16 protein-coding genes are annotated in these 17,876 nt (G+C 61.2%); 7 read left to right on the top strand and 9 right to left on the bottom strand.

From position 1 onward, the window contains the following. The first annotated feature begins 23 nt into the window (after positions 1-23). From leuS to holA, 3 genes are read left to right on the top strand one after another with little or no spacing between them, the layout of a single operon-like run. The gene (leuS, locus tag V6L75_RS07045; protein WP_334250800.1) at positions 24-2,630 is read left to right on the top strand and encodes a leucine--tRNA ligase; all 2,607 of its coding nucleotides are present in this window, start codon (positions 24-26) and stop codon (positions 2,628-2,630) included. Further along, positions 2,617-3,180 carry an LPS assembly lipoprotein LptE gene (lptE, locus tag V6L75_RS07040; protein WP_334250799.1) on the top strand — a complete coding sequence of 188 codons (564 nt, stop codon included), beginning with the start codon at positions 2,617-2,619 and terminating at the stop codon, positions 3,178-3,180. The genes leuS and lptE overlap by 14 nt, the downstream gene beginning before the upstream one ends. 12 nt (positions 3,181-3,192) lie before the next feature. After that, complete coding sequence (gene holA, locus V6L75_RS07035; RefSeq protein WP_334250798.1) at positions 3,193-4,236, top strand: DNA polymerase III subunit delta; 1,044 nt, start codon at positions 3,193-3,195, stop codon at positions 4,234-4,236. 70 nt (positions 4,237-4,306) lie between these two features. Here the strand turns inward: holA and V6L75_RS07030 are convergent, their stop codons facing one another. The 9 genes from V6L75_RS07030 to hemE form a co-directional block, all read right to left on the bottom strand. Beyond that, complete coding sequence (locus V6L75_RS07030; protein WP_334250797.1) at positions 4,307-5,230, bottom strand: ParB/RepB/Spo0J family partition protein; 924 nt, start codon at positions 5,228-5,230, stop codon at positions 4,307-4,309. 110 nt (positions 5,231-5,340) lie between these two features. Continuing rightward, positions 5,341-6,165: a ParA family protein gene (locus V6L75_RS07025; protein WP_334250796.1), complete on the bottom strand. Its 825-nt coding sequence runs from the start codon at positions 6,163-6,165 to the stop codon at positions 5,341-5,343. Then, the gene (gene rsmG, locus V6L75_RS07020; protein ID WP_334250795.1) at positions 6,162-6,848 is read right to left on the bottom strand and encodes a 16S rRNA (guanine(527)-N(7))-methyltransferase RsmG; all 687 of its coding nucleotides are present in this window, start codon (positions 6,846-6,848) and stop codon (positions 6,162-6,164) included. The genes V6L75_RS07025 and rsmG overlap by 4 nt, the downstream gene beginning before the upstream one ends. Before the next feature lie 13 nt (positions 6,849-6,861). Then, positions 6,862-8,742 carry a tRNA uridine-5-carboxymethylaminomethyl(34) synthesis enzyme MnmG gene (gene mnmG, locus V6L75_RS07015; protein ID WP_334250794.1) on the bottom strand — a complete coding sequence of 627 codons (1,881 nt, stop codon included), beginning with the start codon at positions 8,740-8,742 and terminating at the stop codon, positions 6,862-6,864. A 343-nt stretch (positions 8,743-9,085) separates the two neighbouring features. Next, the gene (gene mnmE, locus V6L75_RS07010; protein ID WP_334250793.1) at positions 9,086-10,438 is read right to left on the bottom strand and encodes a tRNA uridine-5-carboxymethylaminomethyl(34) synthesis GTPase MnmE; all 1,353 of its coding nucleotides are present in this window, start codon (positions 10,436-10,438) and stop codon (positions 9,086-9,088) included. Between the two features lie 332 nt (positions 10,439-10,770). After that, on the bottom strand, positions 10,771-11,346 hold the full coding sequence (locus V6L75_RS07005) for a GNAT family N-acetyltransferase (protein WP_334250792.1): 576 nt from the start codon (positions 11,344-11,346) through the stop codon (positions 10,771-10,773). Between the two features lie 109 nt (positions 11,347-11,455). Next, positions 11,456-12,721: a transcription termination factor Rho gene (gene rho, locus V6L75_RS07000; RefSeq protein WP_026355666.1), complete on the bottom strand. Its 1,266-nt coding sequence runs from the start codon at positions 12,719-12,721 to the stop codon at positions 11,456-11,458. Positions 12,722-13,001: 280 nt separating this feature from the next. After that, positions 13,002-13,430, bottom strand: a complete 429-nt coding sequence (hemJ, locus tag V6L75_RS06995) for a protoporphyrinogen oxidase HemJ (protein WP_334250791.1) — start codon at positions 13,428-13,430, stop codon at positions 13,002-13,004. A gap of 10 nt (positions 13,431-13,440) precedes the next feature. Then, positions 13,441-14,469 carry a uroporphyrinogen decarboxylase gene (gene hemE, locus V6L75_RS06990; RefSeq protein WP_334250790.1) on the bottom strand — a complete coding sequence of 343 codons (1,029 nt, stop codon included), beginning with the start codon at positions 14,467-14,469 and terminating at the stop codon, positions 13,441-13,443. Positions 14,470-14,902: 433 nt separating this feature from the next. Here hemE and V6L75_RS06985 point away from each other — a divergent pair, with 433 nt between their 5' ends. Genes V6L75_RS06985 through coaE form a run of 4 tightly spaced genes read left to right on the top strand, consistent with a single transcriptional unit; the run spans position 14,903 to position 17,801 of the window. Next, entirely contained in the window at positions 14,903-15,751 is an 849-nt protein-coding gene (locus tag V6L75_RS06985) for a pyruvate, water dikinase regulatory protein (RefSeq protein WP_334250789.1), read from the top strand. Positions 15,752-15,784: 33 nt separating this feature from the next. Further along, a complete protein-coding gene (locus V6L75_RS06980; RefSeq protein ID WP_334250788.1) occupies positions 15,785-16,378 on the top strand; it encodes a Maf family protein in 594 nt (197 codons plus the stop codon). Then, a complete protein-coding gene (locus V6L75_RS06975) occupies positions 16,375-17,217 on the top strand; it encodes a shikimate dehydrogenase (protein WP_334250787.1) in 843 nt (280 codons plus the stop codon). Before V6L75_RS06980 ends, V6L75_RS06975 begins: the two co-directional genes overlap by 4 nt. Further along, entirely contained in the window at positions 17,214-17,801 is a 588-nt protein-coding gene (coaE, locus tag V6L75_RS06970; RefSeq protein WP_334250786.1) for a dephospho-CoA kinase, read from the top strand. Before V6L75_RS06975 ends, coaE begins: the two co-directional genes overlap by 4 nt. Positions 17,802-17,876: the final 75 nt, after the last annotated feature.

Here is a 17,876-nt window from a genome sequence, read left to right as displayed (position 1 = left end):
CCACGGTTGAAACGGCGGAATTGATGGCAACGGAACGCTATAATGCGCGCGAAGTGGAAGCGCGCTGGCAGAAGCTCTGGGATGAGAAGGACGTATTCAAGACGTCCAACGATGATCCGCGCGAAAAATACTACGTGCTGGAAATGTTCCCCTATCCGTCTGGCCGCATTCACATGGGCCACGTGCGCAACTATGCGATGGGCGATGTGGTTGCCCGCTACAAGCGCGCCAGAGGCTTCAACGTTCTGCATCCAATGGGCTGGGATGCCTTCGGCATGCCGGCCGAAAACGCAGCGATGCAGAACAACGTCCATCCCAAGGACTGGACCTACGAGAACATCGCCTTCATGCGCGGCCAGCTCAAGATCATGGGCCTGTCGCTGGACTGGAGCCGCGAGTTCGCCACCTGCGACGTGGAATATTACACCCAGCAGCAGCGCCTCTTCCTCAAGTTCCTCGAGGCTGGCCTCGTCTACCGCAAGAAGTCCAAGGTCAACTGGGACCCGGTCGACATGACCGTGCTGGCCAACGAGCAGGTGATCGACGGCCGCGGCTGGCGCTCGGGCGCCCTGGTCGAACAGCGCGAACTGACCCAGTGGTTCTTCAAGATCACCGATTATTCGGAGGATCTTCTGGAAGCGATCGACACACTCGACCGCTGGCCGGAAAAGGTGCGGCTGATGCAGAAGAACTGGATCGGCAAGTCGGAAGGCCTGCGCGTCCGCTTCGAATTCACCACCCCTGCCCCGACAGGCGACAAGACCCTCGAGATCTTCACCACACGTCCGGACACCCTGTTCGGTGCGTCTTTCATGGGCCTGTCACCGGATCATCCGGTTTCGGCAAAGCTGGCTGAAACCAATCCGCAGATTGCAGCCTTCATCGAGGAATGCCGCCGCATCGGCACCTCGGCAGAAGCCATCGAGACGGCGGAGAAGAAGGGCATCGACACGGGCCTGCGCGTGAAGCATCCGCTGGATGCTTCCATCGAGCTGCCGGTCTATATCGCCAACTTCATCCTGATGGACTACGGCACCGGCGCCATCTTCGCCTGCCCGGCCCATGACCAGCGCGATCTCGACTTTGCCCGCAAGTATGGCCTGCCGGTGCGTCCCGTGGTGCTGCCGAAGGATGCAGATGCGGCCAGCTTCACCGTCGCCGATGTGGCCTACACGGATGACGGCACCATCTTCAACTCCGGTTTCCTGGACGGCCTCAGCATTGCGGACGCCAAGGATACGGTTGCGAAGAAGCTGGAAGCCATCGAGATCGATGGCGCGCCTCAGGCCGCCCGTCAGGTGAACTACCGCCTGCGCGACTGGGGCATCTCGCGTCAGCGCTACTGGGGATGCCCGATCCCGGTCATCCATTGCGATGACTGCGGCGTGGTGCCGGAGAATGATGCAAACCTGCCGGTCAAGCTGCCGGATGACATCAACTTCGACAAGCCGGGCAATCCGCTGGACCGCCACCCCACCTGGCGTGACTGCAGCTGCCCGAAATGCGGCAAGCCGGCCCGGCGCGAAACCGACACCATGGACACCTTCGTGGACAGCTCCTGGTATTTCGCCCGCTTCACCGCCCCGCAGTGCGATCAGCCGACCGATCCGGCTGCCGCGAATGGCTGGCTGCCGGTGGACCAGTATATCGGCGGCATCGAGCATGCGATCCTGCACCTGCTCTACTCGCGCTTCTTCACCCGCGCGATGCAGAAGGTGGGTGCGCTGGATCTGAAGGAGCCGTTCAAGGGCCTCTTCACGCAGGGCATGGTGACGCACGAAACCTACAAGAGCGCGGAAGGCAAGTGGCTGAGCCCGGCCGAGATCCGCTTTGTGGAAGGCAGCGAGCGCAGCGCCGTGGAAATTGCCACCGGCGCGCCGGTGACCATCGGCTCCATCGAAAAGATGTCCAAGTCGAAGAAGAACACGGTGGACCCGACCGACATCATCGAGACCTATGGTGCCGATACGGCCCGCTGGTTCATGCTGTCGGATTCGCCCCCCGAGCGTGACGTGATCTGGACCGAGGAAGGCGTTCAGGGTGCCTGGCGTTTCGTTCAGCGCGTCTGGCGCCTCGTGGGCGAAATCGCCGCCACCCCTGCCCGCAGCAGCACGGCACCCGAGTTCAGCGATACCGCACTGGAGCTGCGCCGCGCCACGCACAAGACGCTGGCAGCGGTTTCGAAGGATATCGAGACCCTGTCCTTCAACCGCGCCGTTGCCCGCATCTATGAGCTGGTCAACCAGATCGGCAAGACAGTACATGGCGGCCTGACCTTCGAGGACGTGTCCTGGGCCGCCCGCGAAGCTGCCGAATGCCTCGTGATGATGATGGCACCGATGATGCCGCATCTGGCCGAGGAATGCTGGAAGGAACTGGGCCATACCGGCCTCGTTGCTGAAGCCAGCTGGCCGGCCGTGGACGAAAGCCTGCTCGTCGAAGACAGCATCGTCCTGCCGATCCAGATCAACGGCAAGAAGAAGGGTGAAATCACCGTTGCACGAGACGCTTCCAACGAGGCGGTCGAAGCAGCTACTCTGGCGTTGGACTTTGTCCAGAAGGCGCTCGAAGGGCGCCCGCCCCGCAAGATCATCGTGGTGCCGCAAAGGATCGTGAATGTCGTTGCCTAACGCCTCTGGCCGCACTCGCGGCACCAAACTGACCCTTGCCCTGCTCGTTGCCGGCGCCGCCCTCCTGGGCGGCTGCCAGGTGCGCCCGCTCTATGGCAGCCTCACTCCCGGTGATGCCTCAACAGCATCTTCCGTCCAGAACGAACTGGCCGCCATCGAGATCAAACCGATCGACACTCTGACGGAAACAACCCGCCGTGTTCTGCTGACGGAACTGATGTTCAATTTCGAGCGCGGCAATCCCTCTTCAACCAAGTCCTACCGTCTTGAAATGGTCGGTAACGCGTCCACATCGACGGTTGGTATTGAGCAGCTGGCGGATGTCCCGGCCGCGCTGTCCATGACCATGAGTGTCACTTTCGTGCTTTATGACAAGGCGACAGACCGCACTCTGATGACGGGTAAGTCCTTTGCCACCGCGTCCTACGACTTCTCCAATCAGCGCTTCGCCAACATCCGTGCGCAGCGCGATGCAGAAGAGCGCGCCGCAAAGGAAGTGGCTCAGGACATGACCGCCCGCATCGCCGGCTACTTCGCCACGCGCAAGTAAGGACAGGTTTACGTGGTCGCGCTCAAAGCCGGTGACATTGACAGGTTTGTCGCCAAGCCTCCGGCCAGCGTCCACGCGATCCTTGTCTACGGCCCTGACATGGGCCTGGTGTCCGAACGGGCCCAGGCCCTTGTGGCCGCCGTCAGCGGCGGCAACAACGATCCCTTCAGCCTCGCCAAGATCGATGCCGGCGACATCGTTTCAGACCCGAATCGTCTGATCGACGAGGCGCTGACCATTCCCCTCTTCGGCGGAAAACGCACCATCTGGGTCAAGGACGGTGGTGGCAAGAACCTGTCTCCGGCCGTCACGCCGGTTCTTGCCCTCACGGATTGCCCGGCTGTCGTCGTCATCGAAGCCGGAGACCTGAAGAAGGGAACGGGCCTGCGCAAGCTTTTCGAGGCCGACAAGCGCGCAGTCGCCATTCCCTGCTATGCTGACACCGCCCGCGACCTGGAAGCTCTCATAGACGAGGAAACGCGCCTTGCCGGGCTGACCATCAGCCGGGAAGCCCGCCAGAGCCTGCACGGCCTGCTGGGCGGTGACCGGATGGCCAGCCGGGGCGAATTGCGCAAGCTCTGCCTCTATGCGCTCGGCAAGGGCCGCATCGAGACGGACGACATCGAAGCCATCATTGGTGATGCTTCTTCCTTCGAACTTTCCGAATTGATCGACGCTGCTGCTGGCGGCGACCTCGCTGCGCTGGATCACGGTCTGGAACGGCTGGAGGCAGCCGGGAGCAATGCCTCCGTCATAGCCGGTCAGGTGCTCGGCCATTTCCAGTGGCTGCACCGGCTGCGGGCTGACGTGGATGCAGGCGGACAGGCCGCCAGTATCATCGAGAACGTCAAGCCGCCGGTGTTCTTCAAGCGCAAGGCCGCCCTCACCCGCCAACTGTCCATCTGGGCTGCAGCCGATCTGGAGCGGGCCATGACACGGCTTGCCGAAACCATGCGCACCGCCCGTCTCAACGACCGGATCGGCATGCCGGTCCTATCCGAAACGCTGCTGACCCTCGCCCGCGTCGCCCGCGCCCGCAGCGCTTCCCGCCGCTAGATCATCTCCGAAACAAAAAAGGTCCGGACTTACATCCGGACCGCTTCCGATTCGATTTTGTTAACGCCTGTTAACGCGTCTCGATGCCCAGCTTGCGGCACAGCTCATCCAGCTGTTCCAGCGAGGCATATTTGATCTTCAATTCGCCCGCATCCTTGCCCGGCTTGTGGCCAATGGCGACCTTGAGCCCCAGCGTATCGGTCAGACGTTTCTCAAGGGCGCGGGTATCTGCATCCTTTTCGGCCCGGGTCACCGGGTCCTTCGGGCCGGAGAGCTTGGAGAGAATTTCCGGGTCCTGAGCCAGCTTCTCCGCTTCGCGCACAGACAGGCCCTTCTCCACGATGAGTTCCGCCAGAGCCGACGGATCTTCCAGCGTGATCAGGGCGCGGGCGTGACCAGCGGTGATCAGGCCTTCAGAAAGGTAATCCTTCACCGCATTGGGAAGCTTCAGCAGACGCAGGGTATTGGCGACATGGCTGCGGCTCTTGCCGATCAGCTTGGCAAGCTCGCCCTGGCTGTAGTTGAATTCGGCCGTCAGCTGCTCGTAACCAAGCGCTTCTTCGATGGGGTTGAGATCCGCGCGCTGCACGTTCTCGATGATCGCCAGTTCGAGCGCTTCCTGATCAGTGATGTCACGGATGATCACCGGCACTTCATGCAGGCCGGCACGCTGGGCGGCCCGCCAGCGGCGTTCACCGGCGATGATCTCGAAATGGTTTGGCTTGCCGGCAGCCGGGCGCACGAGGATCGGCTGGATGATGCCCTTCTCCCGGATGGAGTCGGTCAGCTCGGTCAGGTCTTTCTCGGCAAAGGTCTTGCGCGGGTTGCGCGGGTTCGGCTCCAGAAATTCGACCGGCACCTTGCGCGAGTCCCGCGGCGGCGCCTTGTCTGCGCTCTGCGCCGCCGGTTCTGCAGCCGTGGTAATGCCTGCATCACCGATCAGGGCTGCCAGCCCGCGTCCCAGCCGCTTGTTGCGTCCGCCTTCTTCCGCCATTGGTCTTCTCCGCTTGCGCGTCACATCATACGAATGAAAGAACGCGGGCCCTGCCCTCACAGGGGCTTTGCTCCGCGTTCCATGAAACTTTCAAGCCTGCGCCGTCAGTCTCAGGCTGCCACTTTCCGCAGCTCCCGCTCGCGCTGGATGATCTCCGACGCCAGCCGCAGATAGGCCTGGCTGCCTGCGCATTTTAGATCATACAGCAGGGCCGGCTTGCCATAGGACGGGGCTTCCGAGATACGCACGTTGCGCGGGATAATGGTCTCGTAGACCGCATCGCCCATCGTCTCGCGCACATCCGCCACCACCTGACTGGAGAGGTTGTTGCGGCTGTCATACATGGTCAGAACGATGCCATGGATGGTCAGCTCGTTGTTCAGCGCATTGCGCACCTGCTCCACCGTAGAGAGCAGCTGCGACAGACCTTCCAGCGCGAAGAATTCGCACTGCAGCGGCACCAGGATGGAATGCGACGCTGACAGAGCGTTGATCGTCAGCAGGTTCAGCGACGGCGGGCAGTCCACCAGCACATAGGTGAACTTCAACTCTGCAAACAGCGCCGATGCGGCAAAGCGCTCGATGGCCTTGCGCAGCCTGTAGGCGCGGTCAGCGCTGGAGGCGATTTCCAGCTCAAGGCCGAGAAGATCCATCGTGGACGGCGCGACCCAAAGACGCGGCACGGCGGTTTCCTTCACCGCCTCTTCCAGCGAGCAATCGCCGCAGAGCACGTCATAGGTCGAGAGATTACGGTCGCGGCGGTCAATGCCAAGACCGGTCGAGGCGTTACCTTGCGGGTCAAGGTCGATCACCAGAACACGTTCGCCAATGGCGGCCAGCGCTGTGCCGAGATTGATGGCAGTCGTGGTCTTGCCCACACCGCCCTTCTGATTGGCCAAAGCCAGCACGCGCGGCAATTCAGGAAGCCTGCTCATCCGTGGGATCCTTCCTTGATGGAACCGGCCTCGTTGGATCGGGGCGACACGCTGGAGAGGGTCAGCATGCGGCTCTCGGGATCAATGAGACTGGTCCGTTCTACCAGATCAAAACTCCAGGCGTGAGACGCTTCATCAATCTCCCGCTGAAAATCGCGCCCTTTGTGGAAAACAGCCACAGCTCCCTCCGCGAGGAAGGGATGGGAATAGTCCAGAAGCTCGGCCAGAGAAGCCAGCGCCCGGGCGGACACTGCATCCACCTTGCCATGGGGCCATTGTTGCGCCACCGATTCGATCCGCTCCGGCATCACCGTGCCCTTCGAGCCGGTCTCGCGCAGGGCCGTGCGCAGGAATGCTGCCTTACGCTGATTGCTCTCGACGAAATAGACATGGGCCTCCGGCACATCGGCCAGAAGGATGGCCGTGACGATACCGGGGAAGCCTGCCCCGCTGCCGAGGTCCACCCAGCGCTTCGCCTGCGGACGGCAGAGATGCGGCTGCAGACTGTCCGCCACATGCCGCCGCCAGATTTCCGGAATGGTCGAAGGCGCAATCAGGTTCTGGGCCGGCTGCCAGCGCAGCACAAGATCCACATAGATCTTCAGCCGTTCCTCAGTTTCACGTGAAACAGACAGAAACTCTTGCAGGATCTGGGGGCCATCCCTCAGGTTCTTCACAGCCATATCCACAGGTCCTTCAGGCGGCGCCACGGCGTTCGTGCCGCTTCACTTGAGAGAGAAGCAGGGTCAGGGCGGCAGGCGTCATACCATCCATGCGCGCCGCCTGCCCCAATGTACCGGGGCGGACAAGTTCCAGCTTTTGCCGGATCTCATTCGACAGACCGGCAAGCACGGAGAAATCAAAGTCCTCCGGAATGGCGAGTGCCTCATCCCGCCGCAGGGCGGCGATGTCAGCAGCCTGCCGGTCCAGATAAACCGAATAGAGCGCATCAGTCGCCACCTGCTCGGCGATGCCAGGTTCAACATCTGCCAGCTCCGGCCACACGCTGAAGAGCCTGTCAACGGTCATGTCCGGATAGGCCAGCAGGTCAAAGGCACTGCGCCGCACCCCGTCCTGATTGACCGGCAAACCATGTTTTACCGCCTGCGACGGGGTTACGGTCAGCCCCTGCATCAGCACACGGGCAGCTTCCAGCTTGGCAAGCTTTGCATCAAAAGCCTCACGCCGCTCGCTACCGATACAGCCAAGTTCAAGACCCGCAGGTGTCAGCCGCTGGTCCGCATTGTCGGCGCGCAGCGACAGACGGTACTCCGCCCGCGAGGTAAACATGCGATAGGGCTCGGTGATGCCACGGGTGACGAGGTCATCGACCATCACGCCAATATAGCCCCGCCCCCGGTCCACCACGAAATCACGCGAGCCGCCCGACGCCACGAGCGCGGCATTAAGGCCGGCCAGCAAGCCTTGCGCGCCTGCCTCTTCATAGCCGGTGGTGCCATTGATCTGACCGGCCAGGAACAGACCCTTGCAGCGCTTGGCCTCCAGCGTCGTCTTCAGCTCACGCGGATCGACGTGATCATATTCGATGGCATAGCCGATCTGCAGCACCTCGACCTTTTCCAGACCGGGTATCGTCCGCAGGAAGGCATGCTGTGCATCTTCCGGCAGCGAGGTGGAAATACCGTTCGGATAGATCGTGTGATCATCCAGCCCTTCCGGCTCCAGGAAAATCTGATGCCCGTCACGGTCACCGAAGCGGACGATCTTGTCCTCGATGGACGGGCAGTAACGCGGCCCCCTGCCCTTGATCTCGCCCGAGTACATAGCGGAGCGGTGCAGATTCTCGCGAATGATGCGATGCGTTTCTTCCGTCGTGCGGGTGATATGGCACGGCACCTGCGGCGTGGTGATTGCTGCTGTCAGCGTCGAGAATGGCACCGGCTTGTCATCGCCGGGCTGTTCTTCCAGCCGGGACCAGTCAATGGTGCGGCCATCAAGCCGTGCGGGCGTCCCCGTCTTCAGGCGGCCAAGCGCAAAGCCGATAGCTTCCAGCGAAGCGGAAAGACCCATGGCCGGCTGCTCCCCCACCCGGCCGGCCGGGATCTTGCGGTCGCCGATATGAATGAGCCCGCGCAGGAAGGTGCCGGTTGTCAGAACCACAGCACCACAAACGATCCGGCGGCCATCAGCCAGGGTCACCGCCGAGACGCGGCCTTCCAGCGTCTCAAGGTCATGCGCCTCGCCTTCCACCACCGTCAGGTTCGCAATAGCACTGATCTCTTCCTGCATGGCTGCCCGGTAGAGCTTCCGGTCAGCCTGCGCGCGGGGGCCGCGCACAGCAGGCCCCTTGCGCAGATTGAGCATCCGGAACTGGATCCCTGCCCTGTCGGCGACCCGGCCCATCAGACCATCCAGTGCATCAATCTCCCGGACGAGATGCCCCTTGCCGAGCCCGCCAATCGCCGGATTACAGGACATGACACCGATGGTCTCGAACTTGTGAGTCACAAGGGCAGTGCGGGCACCCATGCGCGCTGCGGCAGCCGCGGCCTCACAGCCCGCGTGACCGCCGCCAATCACCACAACATCAAAGGTCAGAGACTGATCCATAACCATTCAAATCCCGATCGCGGACAGGCACATGATTGCACCCGCCTGCGGCGATCACCAGACAGAAGAAAAATAAGACCGGAACCAGAGACCCCTACAGAGCCATAAGGAAACAAACCGGCCAACCGGCTTCCTTATAGGGAAATCACCCCCGAGGGGTCAAAGCTATTTCACGTGAATCAGGCCAAAGACGCCTGAACGGATTCACGTGAAACATCCATCACGCTTCAGATATGATTCACGTGAAACACCCTGAAGGCATATTCCGGCACAGAGATGATTCACGTGAAACAGGCCGATCCACTCATCGAAACCGGAGCCGAACCGGATTCACGTGAAACAGTCCTCCTCATTTTCCGATGCAGAATTCCCGGAAAATCACATCCAGCAGATCTTCTACATCGATCCGGCCGGTGATCCGCCCCAGCGCATCAGCGGCCCGGCGCAGGTCCTCAGCCCGGAGCTCAGCCGGCAGATGATCCCGGCTCACCGCATCCTGCAGGGCATCCAGGCAATCAGTGAGATAATGCCGGTGCCGTTCACGGGTGGCGAGGGCTGCTTCCCCACTCCCAAACGTATCAGAAGCAAAACGTCCAAGGGCCCTGAACAGGTCATCAAGGCCAGTACCATGGGTGACAGATACAGGAAACTCCTGCATCGTTCCGGAAGAGTCTCGTTTCGCAGGAGTCTCAAGATCAGCCTTGGTCGAGACGATCCAGACCGGAACCGATTCAGTGCGGATGGCCTCCGGCAAACCATGACCTTCATCCTCAGGCAATGGGCCACCCGGCTCCACCGCCCAGAGGATCAGGTCTGCTGCCCGGCCCTTTTCGGTTGCCCGGCGGATACCTTCCTGCTCAACCCGCCCTGCCCCGCTGCGCAGGCCGGCCGTATCGGCAAGCGTCACAGGATAACCGCCAAGGTCGAGATGCACCTCGATAATGTCCCGCGTGGTGCCCGCCTCTTCGGTGACGATCGCCACGTCCCGTCCGGCAATGGCATTCAGCAGGCTCGACTTGCCGGCATTGGGTGCCCCCATCAGCACGACCAGCAGCCCATCACGCAGCCGCTCACCGGAACGGGACCGATTCAAATGATCAGCCACTTCGCTCTTCAGGACTGCGGCCTCACCCCAGACCGTCTCCGCCACACTGCCCGGGACATCTTCTTCATCGGCAAAGTCGAAGTCTGCCTCGATCATCGCCCGCATGTGAACCAGACGCTTGCGCCAACCCTCATAGAGCCGCCCCAGCGCACCATCCATCTGCCGGAACGCCTGCCGCCGCTGCGCCTCAGTCTCAGCCGCAATGAGATCGGCCAGGCCTTCCACTTCGGTCAGGTCCAGCCTGCCCTTCTCGAAGGCGCGGCGGGTGAACTCGCCGGGTTCGGCAGGCCGCATGCGGGGCAGGTCTGCCAATGCCTTCAGGACAGCAGCCACCACCGCACGGCCACCATGGCACTGAAGCTCGACGACGTCTTCCCCGGTGAAGCTCGCCGGACCTGGAAAAGTCAGCACCAGAGCCTGATCCAGCGGCTCCTGTGTCTGCGGATCACGCAGCACCCTCAGCGCTGCCTGGCGGGGTTGCGGCATGGAGCTGCACAGAGAGCCAAGAGCATCAAAGGCTGCCGGCCCGCTCAACCGGATCACGGCAACGCCGGAAGGAAGCGCACCGCTGGAAAGGGCAAAGATGGTGTCCTGCATGGGAGAAGCCTTGGCAGATGAAAATCCATGCCAAGGCCCATATCTGCTTCGCCCCTCTCTGCAAAGGGGGAACCACCCAACCAATCCGCATCCGATTCAAATGAGCAGCATCAAATGCACTTCATCCCCCTCCATCGTCATCCCGGCCTTGAGCCGGGACCGGTGAGCCGGGGTACCTGTTGGCTAGCTGTGAATATTCGCTGATGGGCCTTGGCTCACCGGTCCCGGATCTTCGCTTCGCTCTCGTCCGGGACGACGACGATAGGGCTGATGGCCTTCAATACGGACCCGATTCATTTCCTCCCTGCATTCACCGGGGTGTTTCACGTGAATCAACGTGAAACATGTTCCGCTCTGCCGGCCTTCCAGTTCTCCCGTGAAAGCCGGTAGAGCACGTGCCGCAGAAGCCGATGGTCCTCCGGCACGGAGGGATGATCGAAATCATCTGCGGGATCATGACTCATGCCCAGCCGTTGCATGACCTTTTGCGACGGCACATTCAGTTCAGCAGTGAAAGCCACAATCTCATCCAGCAGAAGCGTTTCAAAACCGAATCGAAGCCATGCCTGCGCCGCCTCACTGGCATAGCCCCGCCCCCACGCGGAACGAACGAAACGCCAGCCGATCTCCACGCAAGGAGCAAAAGGCACCGGCGCTGGAAACTGCGGCCGCGATAGCCCGGCCATGCCGATGAAGGCGCCGTCAGCCTTGCGCACCACTGGACGGAAGCAGAACCCGTCTGCCTCCTCCTTTTCTCTGAGGCGGGTAATCAGAGCCTGTGTTTCGTCAATGCTCAGAGGCTTTACGAAATAGCGCATGACTTCTGGGTCGCCGCATAGCGCGGCAAAGGGTTCAAGATCCTCATCCCGCCAGGGCCGCAACACAAGCCGTTCCGTTTCGATGATCATGGCATTCTCCTTCCCGCAGCTGATTGATACGAAACCGAATCCATAGGCTCAAACAGAAACCCCCGGCCGTTGCCAGCCGGGGGTTTGAATGATCCGTATCCGAATCGGATCAGGTGTTCATACTGTCGAAGAAATCGTCGTTGGACTTGGTCTGCTTGAGCTTGTCGAGCAGGAACTCGACCGCATCGACCGTACCCATCGGGTTGAGAATACGGCGCAGGACGAAGGTCTTTTTGAGACGCTCCGGCGGCACCAGCAGCTCTTCCTTGCGGGTGCCCGACCGCTGGATGTCGATGGCCGGGTAAACACGCTTGTCGGAGATCTTCCGGTCCAGAATGATTTCGGAGTTACCCGTGCCCTTGAACTCTTCGAAGATCACTTCGTCCATGCGGCTGCCAGTGTCGATCAGCGCGGTGGCGATGATGGTGAGCGAACCACCCTCTTCGATGTTACGCGCCGCACCGAAGAAACGCTTCGGGCGCTGCAGGGCGTTGGCGTCCACACCACCGGTCAGTACCTTGCCGGAGGACGGCACGACGGTGTTGTAGGCGCGGCCAAGGCGGGTGATGGAGTCGAGCAGAATGACCACGTCGCGGCCATGTTCCACCAGGCGCTTGGCCTTCTCAATGACCATTTCCGCCACCTGCACGTGGCGGACAGCCGGTTCGTCGAAGGTGGAGGAAACCACTTCACCCTTCACGGTGCGCTGCATGTCCGTCACTTCTTCGGGACGCTCATCGATCAGGAGAACGATGAGATAGCACTCGGGGTGGTTCGTGGTGATGGACTTGGCGATGTTCTGCAGGAACACCGTCTTACCGGTGCGCGGCGGCGCGGTGATCAGAGCGCGCTGGCCCTTGCCGAGCGGTGCCACCAGATCGATGATGCGGGAAGAAAGATCCTTGGTGGCAGCGTCGGCGACTTCCATCTTGAAGCGCTCATCGGGATAGAGCGGCGTCAGATTGTCGAAATGCACCTTGTGGCGGGTCTTTTCCGGATCTTCAAAATTGATCGTGTTGACCTTGAGAAGCGCGAAATAGCGCTCGCCCTCTTTGGGGCTGCGGATCTGGCCTTCAACCGTATCGCCGGTGCGAAGCGAGAAGCGCCGGATCTGCGAGGGGGAAACATAAATATCGTCAGGGCCGGGGAGATAATTTGCGTCTGGCGAACGGAGAAAACCGAAGCCGTCCTGGAGTACTTCTACGACACCTTCGCCGATGATCTCTACATCCTGGGCTGCAAGCCGCTTGAGGATGGCGAACATCAGCTCCTGCTTGCGCATTGTGCTGGCGTTCTCGACTTCGAGCTCTTCGGCGAAGGCCAGCAGCTCGGTTGGTGTCTTCTCTTTGAGGTCTTTGAGTTTCATTTCCCGCATCAATAGGGATCAATCTCTGTTGGAGGGTGGGTATGTGAAAAGACGCTTCTGGTTCTGGAATGAAAAAACGGAAACAGAAGTGGAAGCTGTCACGGAAGACCGGTCGAGGGGATAACCGGCTTTGCTTCGGCAGTGGTGCATCCGGGATGAGAGCCTCGGCGCACCTTACGTGAAGTTGACGCGGACCATAACTCTTAAAACGAAACCCCGCAAGAGGCTTCTGTTCTCGCGGGGCCTGTCAAATCGATTGTATCCGCTGCGTCAGAACGGCGCGGACATGTCAGAATGGCTTACCAATCACAAGAATGACGATAAGGATCATCAGAACCGTCGGCACTTCATTGAGGATCCGGTAGAACTTCGCAGGCTTTGTGTTCTCGTCGCGCGCGAATACCTTCACCCGTCCTGCCAGATATCCATGAGCCCCGCTCATCAGCAGAACCAGCGTCAGCTTGGCGTGGAACCAGCCATCGCTGAAAGCATTGATTTCATAGGCAACCCACAGGCCGAAGATCCAGGACGAGATCATAGCCGGATTGATGATCGCCTTGAGCAGGCGGCGCTCCATCACCTTGAAGGTTTCCGACTGGGCAGAGCCCGGTGTAGCATCGCAGTGATAGACGAAGAGCCGCGGCAGATAGAGCATCCCGGCCATCCAGGCGATGATCGAGATGACATGCAGCGACTTGAGCCAAAGATAGAGATCCATTTTATCCTCCTCAGCCCTGACGGACGCGTTCGACCATCCGCGCCACATGGGCCGGATCGGTTTCAGGTGTTACGCCATGGCCGAGGTTGAAGATCAGCGGCCCCTGCCCCAGCGCCTTCAGCACATGAGCGATACCCTCATCAAGCGCGGCCCCGCCGGCCACCAGCCGCATTGGATCAAGATTGCCCTGCACCGGGACCTTTTTCTGGATCGCCTGTGCCACATGATCGGGTGCGGTCCAGTCCAAGCCTACCGCATCCACGCCCGTGCCGGCCACATATGCCTCCAGACGGGCCGAGGAGGCCTTCGGGAAGCCGATGATGCGGGCGCCGGGGCGGGCACCCTTCACACCCTCGACAATCGCTCTGGTGGGCTCGATAGACCACCTGCGGAAGCCTTCCTCATCCAGCACCCCGGCCCAGGTGTCAAAAATCTGGACCGCATCGGCGCCTGCATCGAGCTGACGGATGAGATAGCGGATCGAAGCGGTCACCAGCTGATCGATGAAGCGCTGCATCAGGGCAGGATTGCGATAGGCGCCCACGCGGGCTGCCGTCTGGTCCTGCGTCGTATGTCCGGCGACAGAATAGCAGGCAACGGTCCATGGGGCACCGCAGAAACCGAGGAGCGTTGTCTCCTCAGGGAGCTCGCGGCGCAGCCGCGTTACGGTCTCAATCACCGGATCGAGGTGCCTGTCTGCCCGTGACTGGTCCAGCGTATCAAGGATCGCTTCGCTCAAGGGCTCAAGTACAGGACCACGTCCCTCTTCAAAGCGAACCGGATAGCCGATGGCATCCGGAACGACGAAGATGTCCGAGAACAGGATGGATGCATCAAAGCCATAGCGGCGGATCGGCTGAAGTGTGACTTCGGTTGCCAGATCCGGGTTGTAGCAGAAGTCGAGGAAGTTCTTCGCTTTCGCTCTGACCTCCCGGTACTCCGGCAGATAGCGTCCAGCCTGCCGCATCATCCAGATGGGAGGCGGCCACAGGCGTTCGCCTGCGAGCACCCTCATGACGGCACGGTCGGATGACTTCATGGCTTTTTCCTTTATCCCGGGCAGGTCCCTATAAAGGGAGTCTCTGATTGATTTGAATCTGTTTCTTATTCTTGTGAGTGGATTACCGGGATCATTCGTTGTCCACAATCGGTTCAGGTCATTTTCGCGCCGGGAGAAAACGCCGCAGTTTCTGGACAACAGATTTTATTAAAATTGTACGGAACCTGTTACCTGAATGAAATCAGTAGGATGTTCGTTTTTTAAGGATCCATTAAGGAATTGGGCATGAGTGGATAACCTGTCGGCAACGAGTCAGGCCCATGTTAATCCACATGTGCGGGAAACCGTTTCGGCGCCGGTTGCCGGAAATTTACGCTCTGTTAAGAAGATAGAGCCAGCGGGCATAAGTTTTGGCCCCAAAGGGCGGGAGGGCTGACTTGTCCCCTTCCGTCAACAGAGGCGAGGTTTTGTTGTGGGAAAGTCGACACACTACTTTCACCTCCATCTTGTGTCCGATTCGACTGGCGAAACGCTCATGACGGTGGCCCGGGCGGCGACGGTTCAGTATGACGATGTGCAGTCCATCGAGCATCTCTATCCGCTGGTGCGCAGCCACAAGCAGCTGGACCGGGTGACGGCTCAGATCGAGTCTGCACCGGGGATTGTGCTCTATACCCTTGTCGATCCGGAGATTTCCGGCCGTCTCGAACGGTTCTGCCGCGAAATCGGCGTGCCCTTCGTCAACATCCTCGACCCGGTCTTTGCCGTGTTTCAGGCCTATCTCAACGTACCGCTGACCCGCCGCATTGGTGGCCAGCACGCGCTCGATGCAGAGTACTTCAAGCGGATCGACGCGCTGAACTACACCATGATGCATGATGACGGGCAGATCGCCGGAAAGCTGGAAGAAGCCGATATCGTTCTGGTGGGCATTTCCCGAACCTCCAAGACGCCGACCTGCATTTACCTCGCCAACCGCGGAATCAAATGTGCCAACGTGCCGATTGTTCCTGGGATTCCATTGCCTGACCAGCTCCTGGGCCTCCGCTATCCGCTGGTGGTAGGCCTCATTGCCTCGCCGGAGCGTGTCCAGCAGATCCGCCAGAACCGCGTTTTGTCTTTGAATGCAGATGGTTACGGCGATACGTATGTGGACCGGCGGGAGATCGCCCGCGAGATTGCCGCCACCCGCCGCCTTTGTGTCGAACAGGGATGGCCCTTGATCGACGTGACGCGCCGCTCCATTGAAGAGACCGCAGCCGAGATCATGGAGCTGTTCCGGGGCCATCGTCAGACTGCCCGGGAAGCCGGCGGGATTTAGGCGCAAGACGAAAAATCTGGAGGAATCCCCCATATGACCCTTGTTCTGGCCAGCGGCAGCAGCATCCGCGCGACGCTTCTGCGCAATGCAGGGCTTGATTTTGCCGTCGATCCGGCAGGCGTGGACGAGCGCGAAATCGAGCGCCCGCTGCTGGAAGCAGGTGCCGGGCCCCAGGAAATCGCCCATGTTCTGGGGAAGGCCAAGGCGCTGGATGTGGCGCTGCGCCGTCCCGGTGATCTGGTGATCGGCGCTGATCAGGTGCTGGGGCTCGGCTCCACCCGCTTCACCAAACCCGCAGATCTTGCCGCGGCACGCGCCCAGCTGGCCCTTTTGGCCGGCAAGGCCCACGATCTGCATTCGTCTGTGGTCGTCGCGCAAGGCGGCCAAGTGCTCTGGAGCCATGTTTCCACTGCCCGTCTGCACATGCGCGCCTTGAGCGATGCGGAGCTTGATGCCTATCTCGCCGCTGCAGGGGCAGCGGCCCTGTCGAGTGTCGGGTGCTACCAGCTGGAAGGCCTCGGCATCCGCCTGTTCGAGCGGATCGAGGGCGATTACTTCACCATTCTGGGGCTGCCGCTTCTGCCCCTGCTTGGATTCCTGCGGGAGAAGGGAGAAATCCATCCATGACTGCCATCCGCCGCGCCGCCATCACCGGCTGGCCCGTCACCCATTCCCGCTCGCCCCTCGTGCATGGCTACTGGCTGAAAAAGCATGGGCTTGAGGGAGAATACATCCGCATGGGCGTCGAGCCGGAGGGGGCCGAAGCCTTTTACCGGAACCTTTCAGCCGCTGGCCTCACCGGTGCCAATGTCACCGTTCCGCACAAGGAATTGGTGGCCGGGCTTTGCGACTGGCTGGACCCGGCTGCCAAGGCCATGGGCGCGGTCAACACGCTCTGGCTGGAAGAGGGCCGGCTGATGGGCGCCAACACCGACGGGCTCGGCTTCCTGGGCAATCTCGACCAGTGGGCACCAGGCTGGGACAAGGCCGGCGGCACCGCCGTGGTTCTGGGCGCGGGCGGCGCAGCGCGTGCAGTCATCTGGGCGCTGCTGTCGCGTGGCTTCTCCAAAATTCACGTTGTTAACCGCACCGAAGAAAAAGCCAGCCTTCTGGCGGATCATTTCGGTGCCGCTGTTGTGGCTCATGGATGGGACAAGCTGGGGACAATCCTTGGACAAGCATCCGTTCTGGTCAACACCACATCGCTTGGCATGACAGGCAAACCGCCGCTGGAAATCGATCTTGATCCCCTGCCCCGCACGGCGCTGGTCACCGACGCGGTCTATTCGCCGCTGCAGACGGATCTGCTGAAGGCTGCGGCGGCACGCGGCAATCCTACGGTGGATGGTCTCGGCATGCTGCTGCATCAGGCGGTCTACGGCTTCGAGCGCTGGTTCGGCATCCGGCCGGAGGTAGATGCGGAGCTGCGCAGCCTCATCCTCAAGGATCTGGGTGTCACGGAATGATCCGCCTCGGCCTCACCGGGTCCATCGCCATGGGCAAATCGGCCACCGCGAAGATGTTCGCCGAGGCCGGCGTGCCGGTGCATGACGCCGATGCCGCTGTGCATGCGCTCTACGCCGGGCGCGCCGTACCGCTGATCGAGGCCGCCTTTCCCGGCACCACGGCGGACGGCAAAGTGGACCGCACGCGTCTTGGCGAGGCGGTACTGGGCAAGCCGGAGGCCATCGCAAGGCTCGAAGCCATCATCCATCCGCTGGTGCATGAGGAGGAAGCGAACTTTCTTTCCAGGGCACGGGCGGAAGGCCGCCGCATGGTGGTGCTGGATATTCCGCTGCTGTTCGAGACCGGCGGCGAAAGGCGGATGGATGCGGTGGTTGTCGTGTCTGCTCCGGCAGAGGTTCAGCGCGAGCGGGCCCTCGCCCGTCCGGGCATGACGGTGCAGCGGTTCGAGGCCATCCTGGCCCGCCAGATGCCGGATGCGGACAAGCGCCGCCGGGCGCATTTCATCATTGAGACCAATTCCGGTCTGGCACCAGCCCGCCGGGCGGTCCATTCGATTATTCGTGCGCTCTCCGGAAAAGCCTGAGCGGAAACGTCATGCGGCCGGGGAAAAGCCAAGGAAAGCCTTGCGCCCTGCCCCGCCCGTTCCCACACTCGCCCC

Origin of the sequence: Pannonibacter anstelovis (assembly GCF_036881715.1) — a bacterium.
Taxonomy (GTDB): Bacteria; Pseudomonadota; Alphaproteobacteria; order Rhizobiales; family Stappiaceae; genus Pannonibacter; species Pannonibacter anstelovis.
This window is presented reverse-complemented; position numbering and strand designations above follow the sequence as displayed.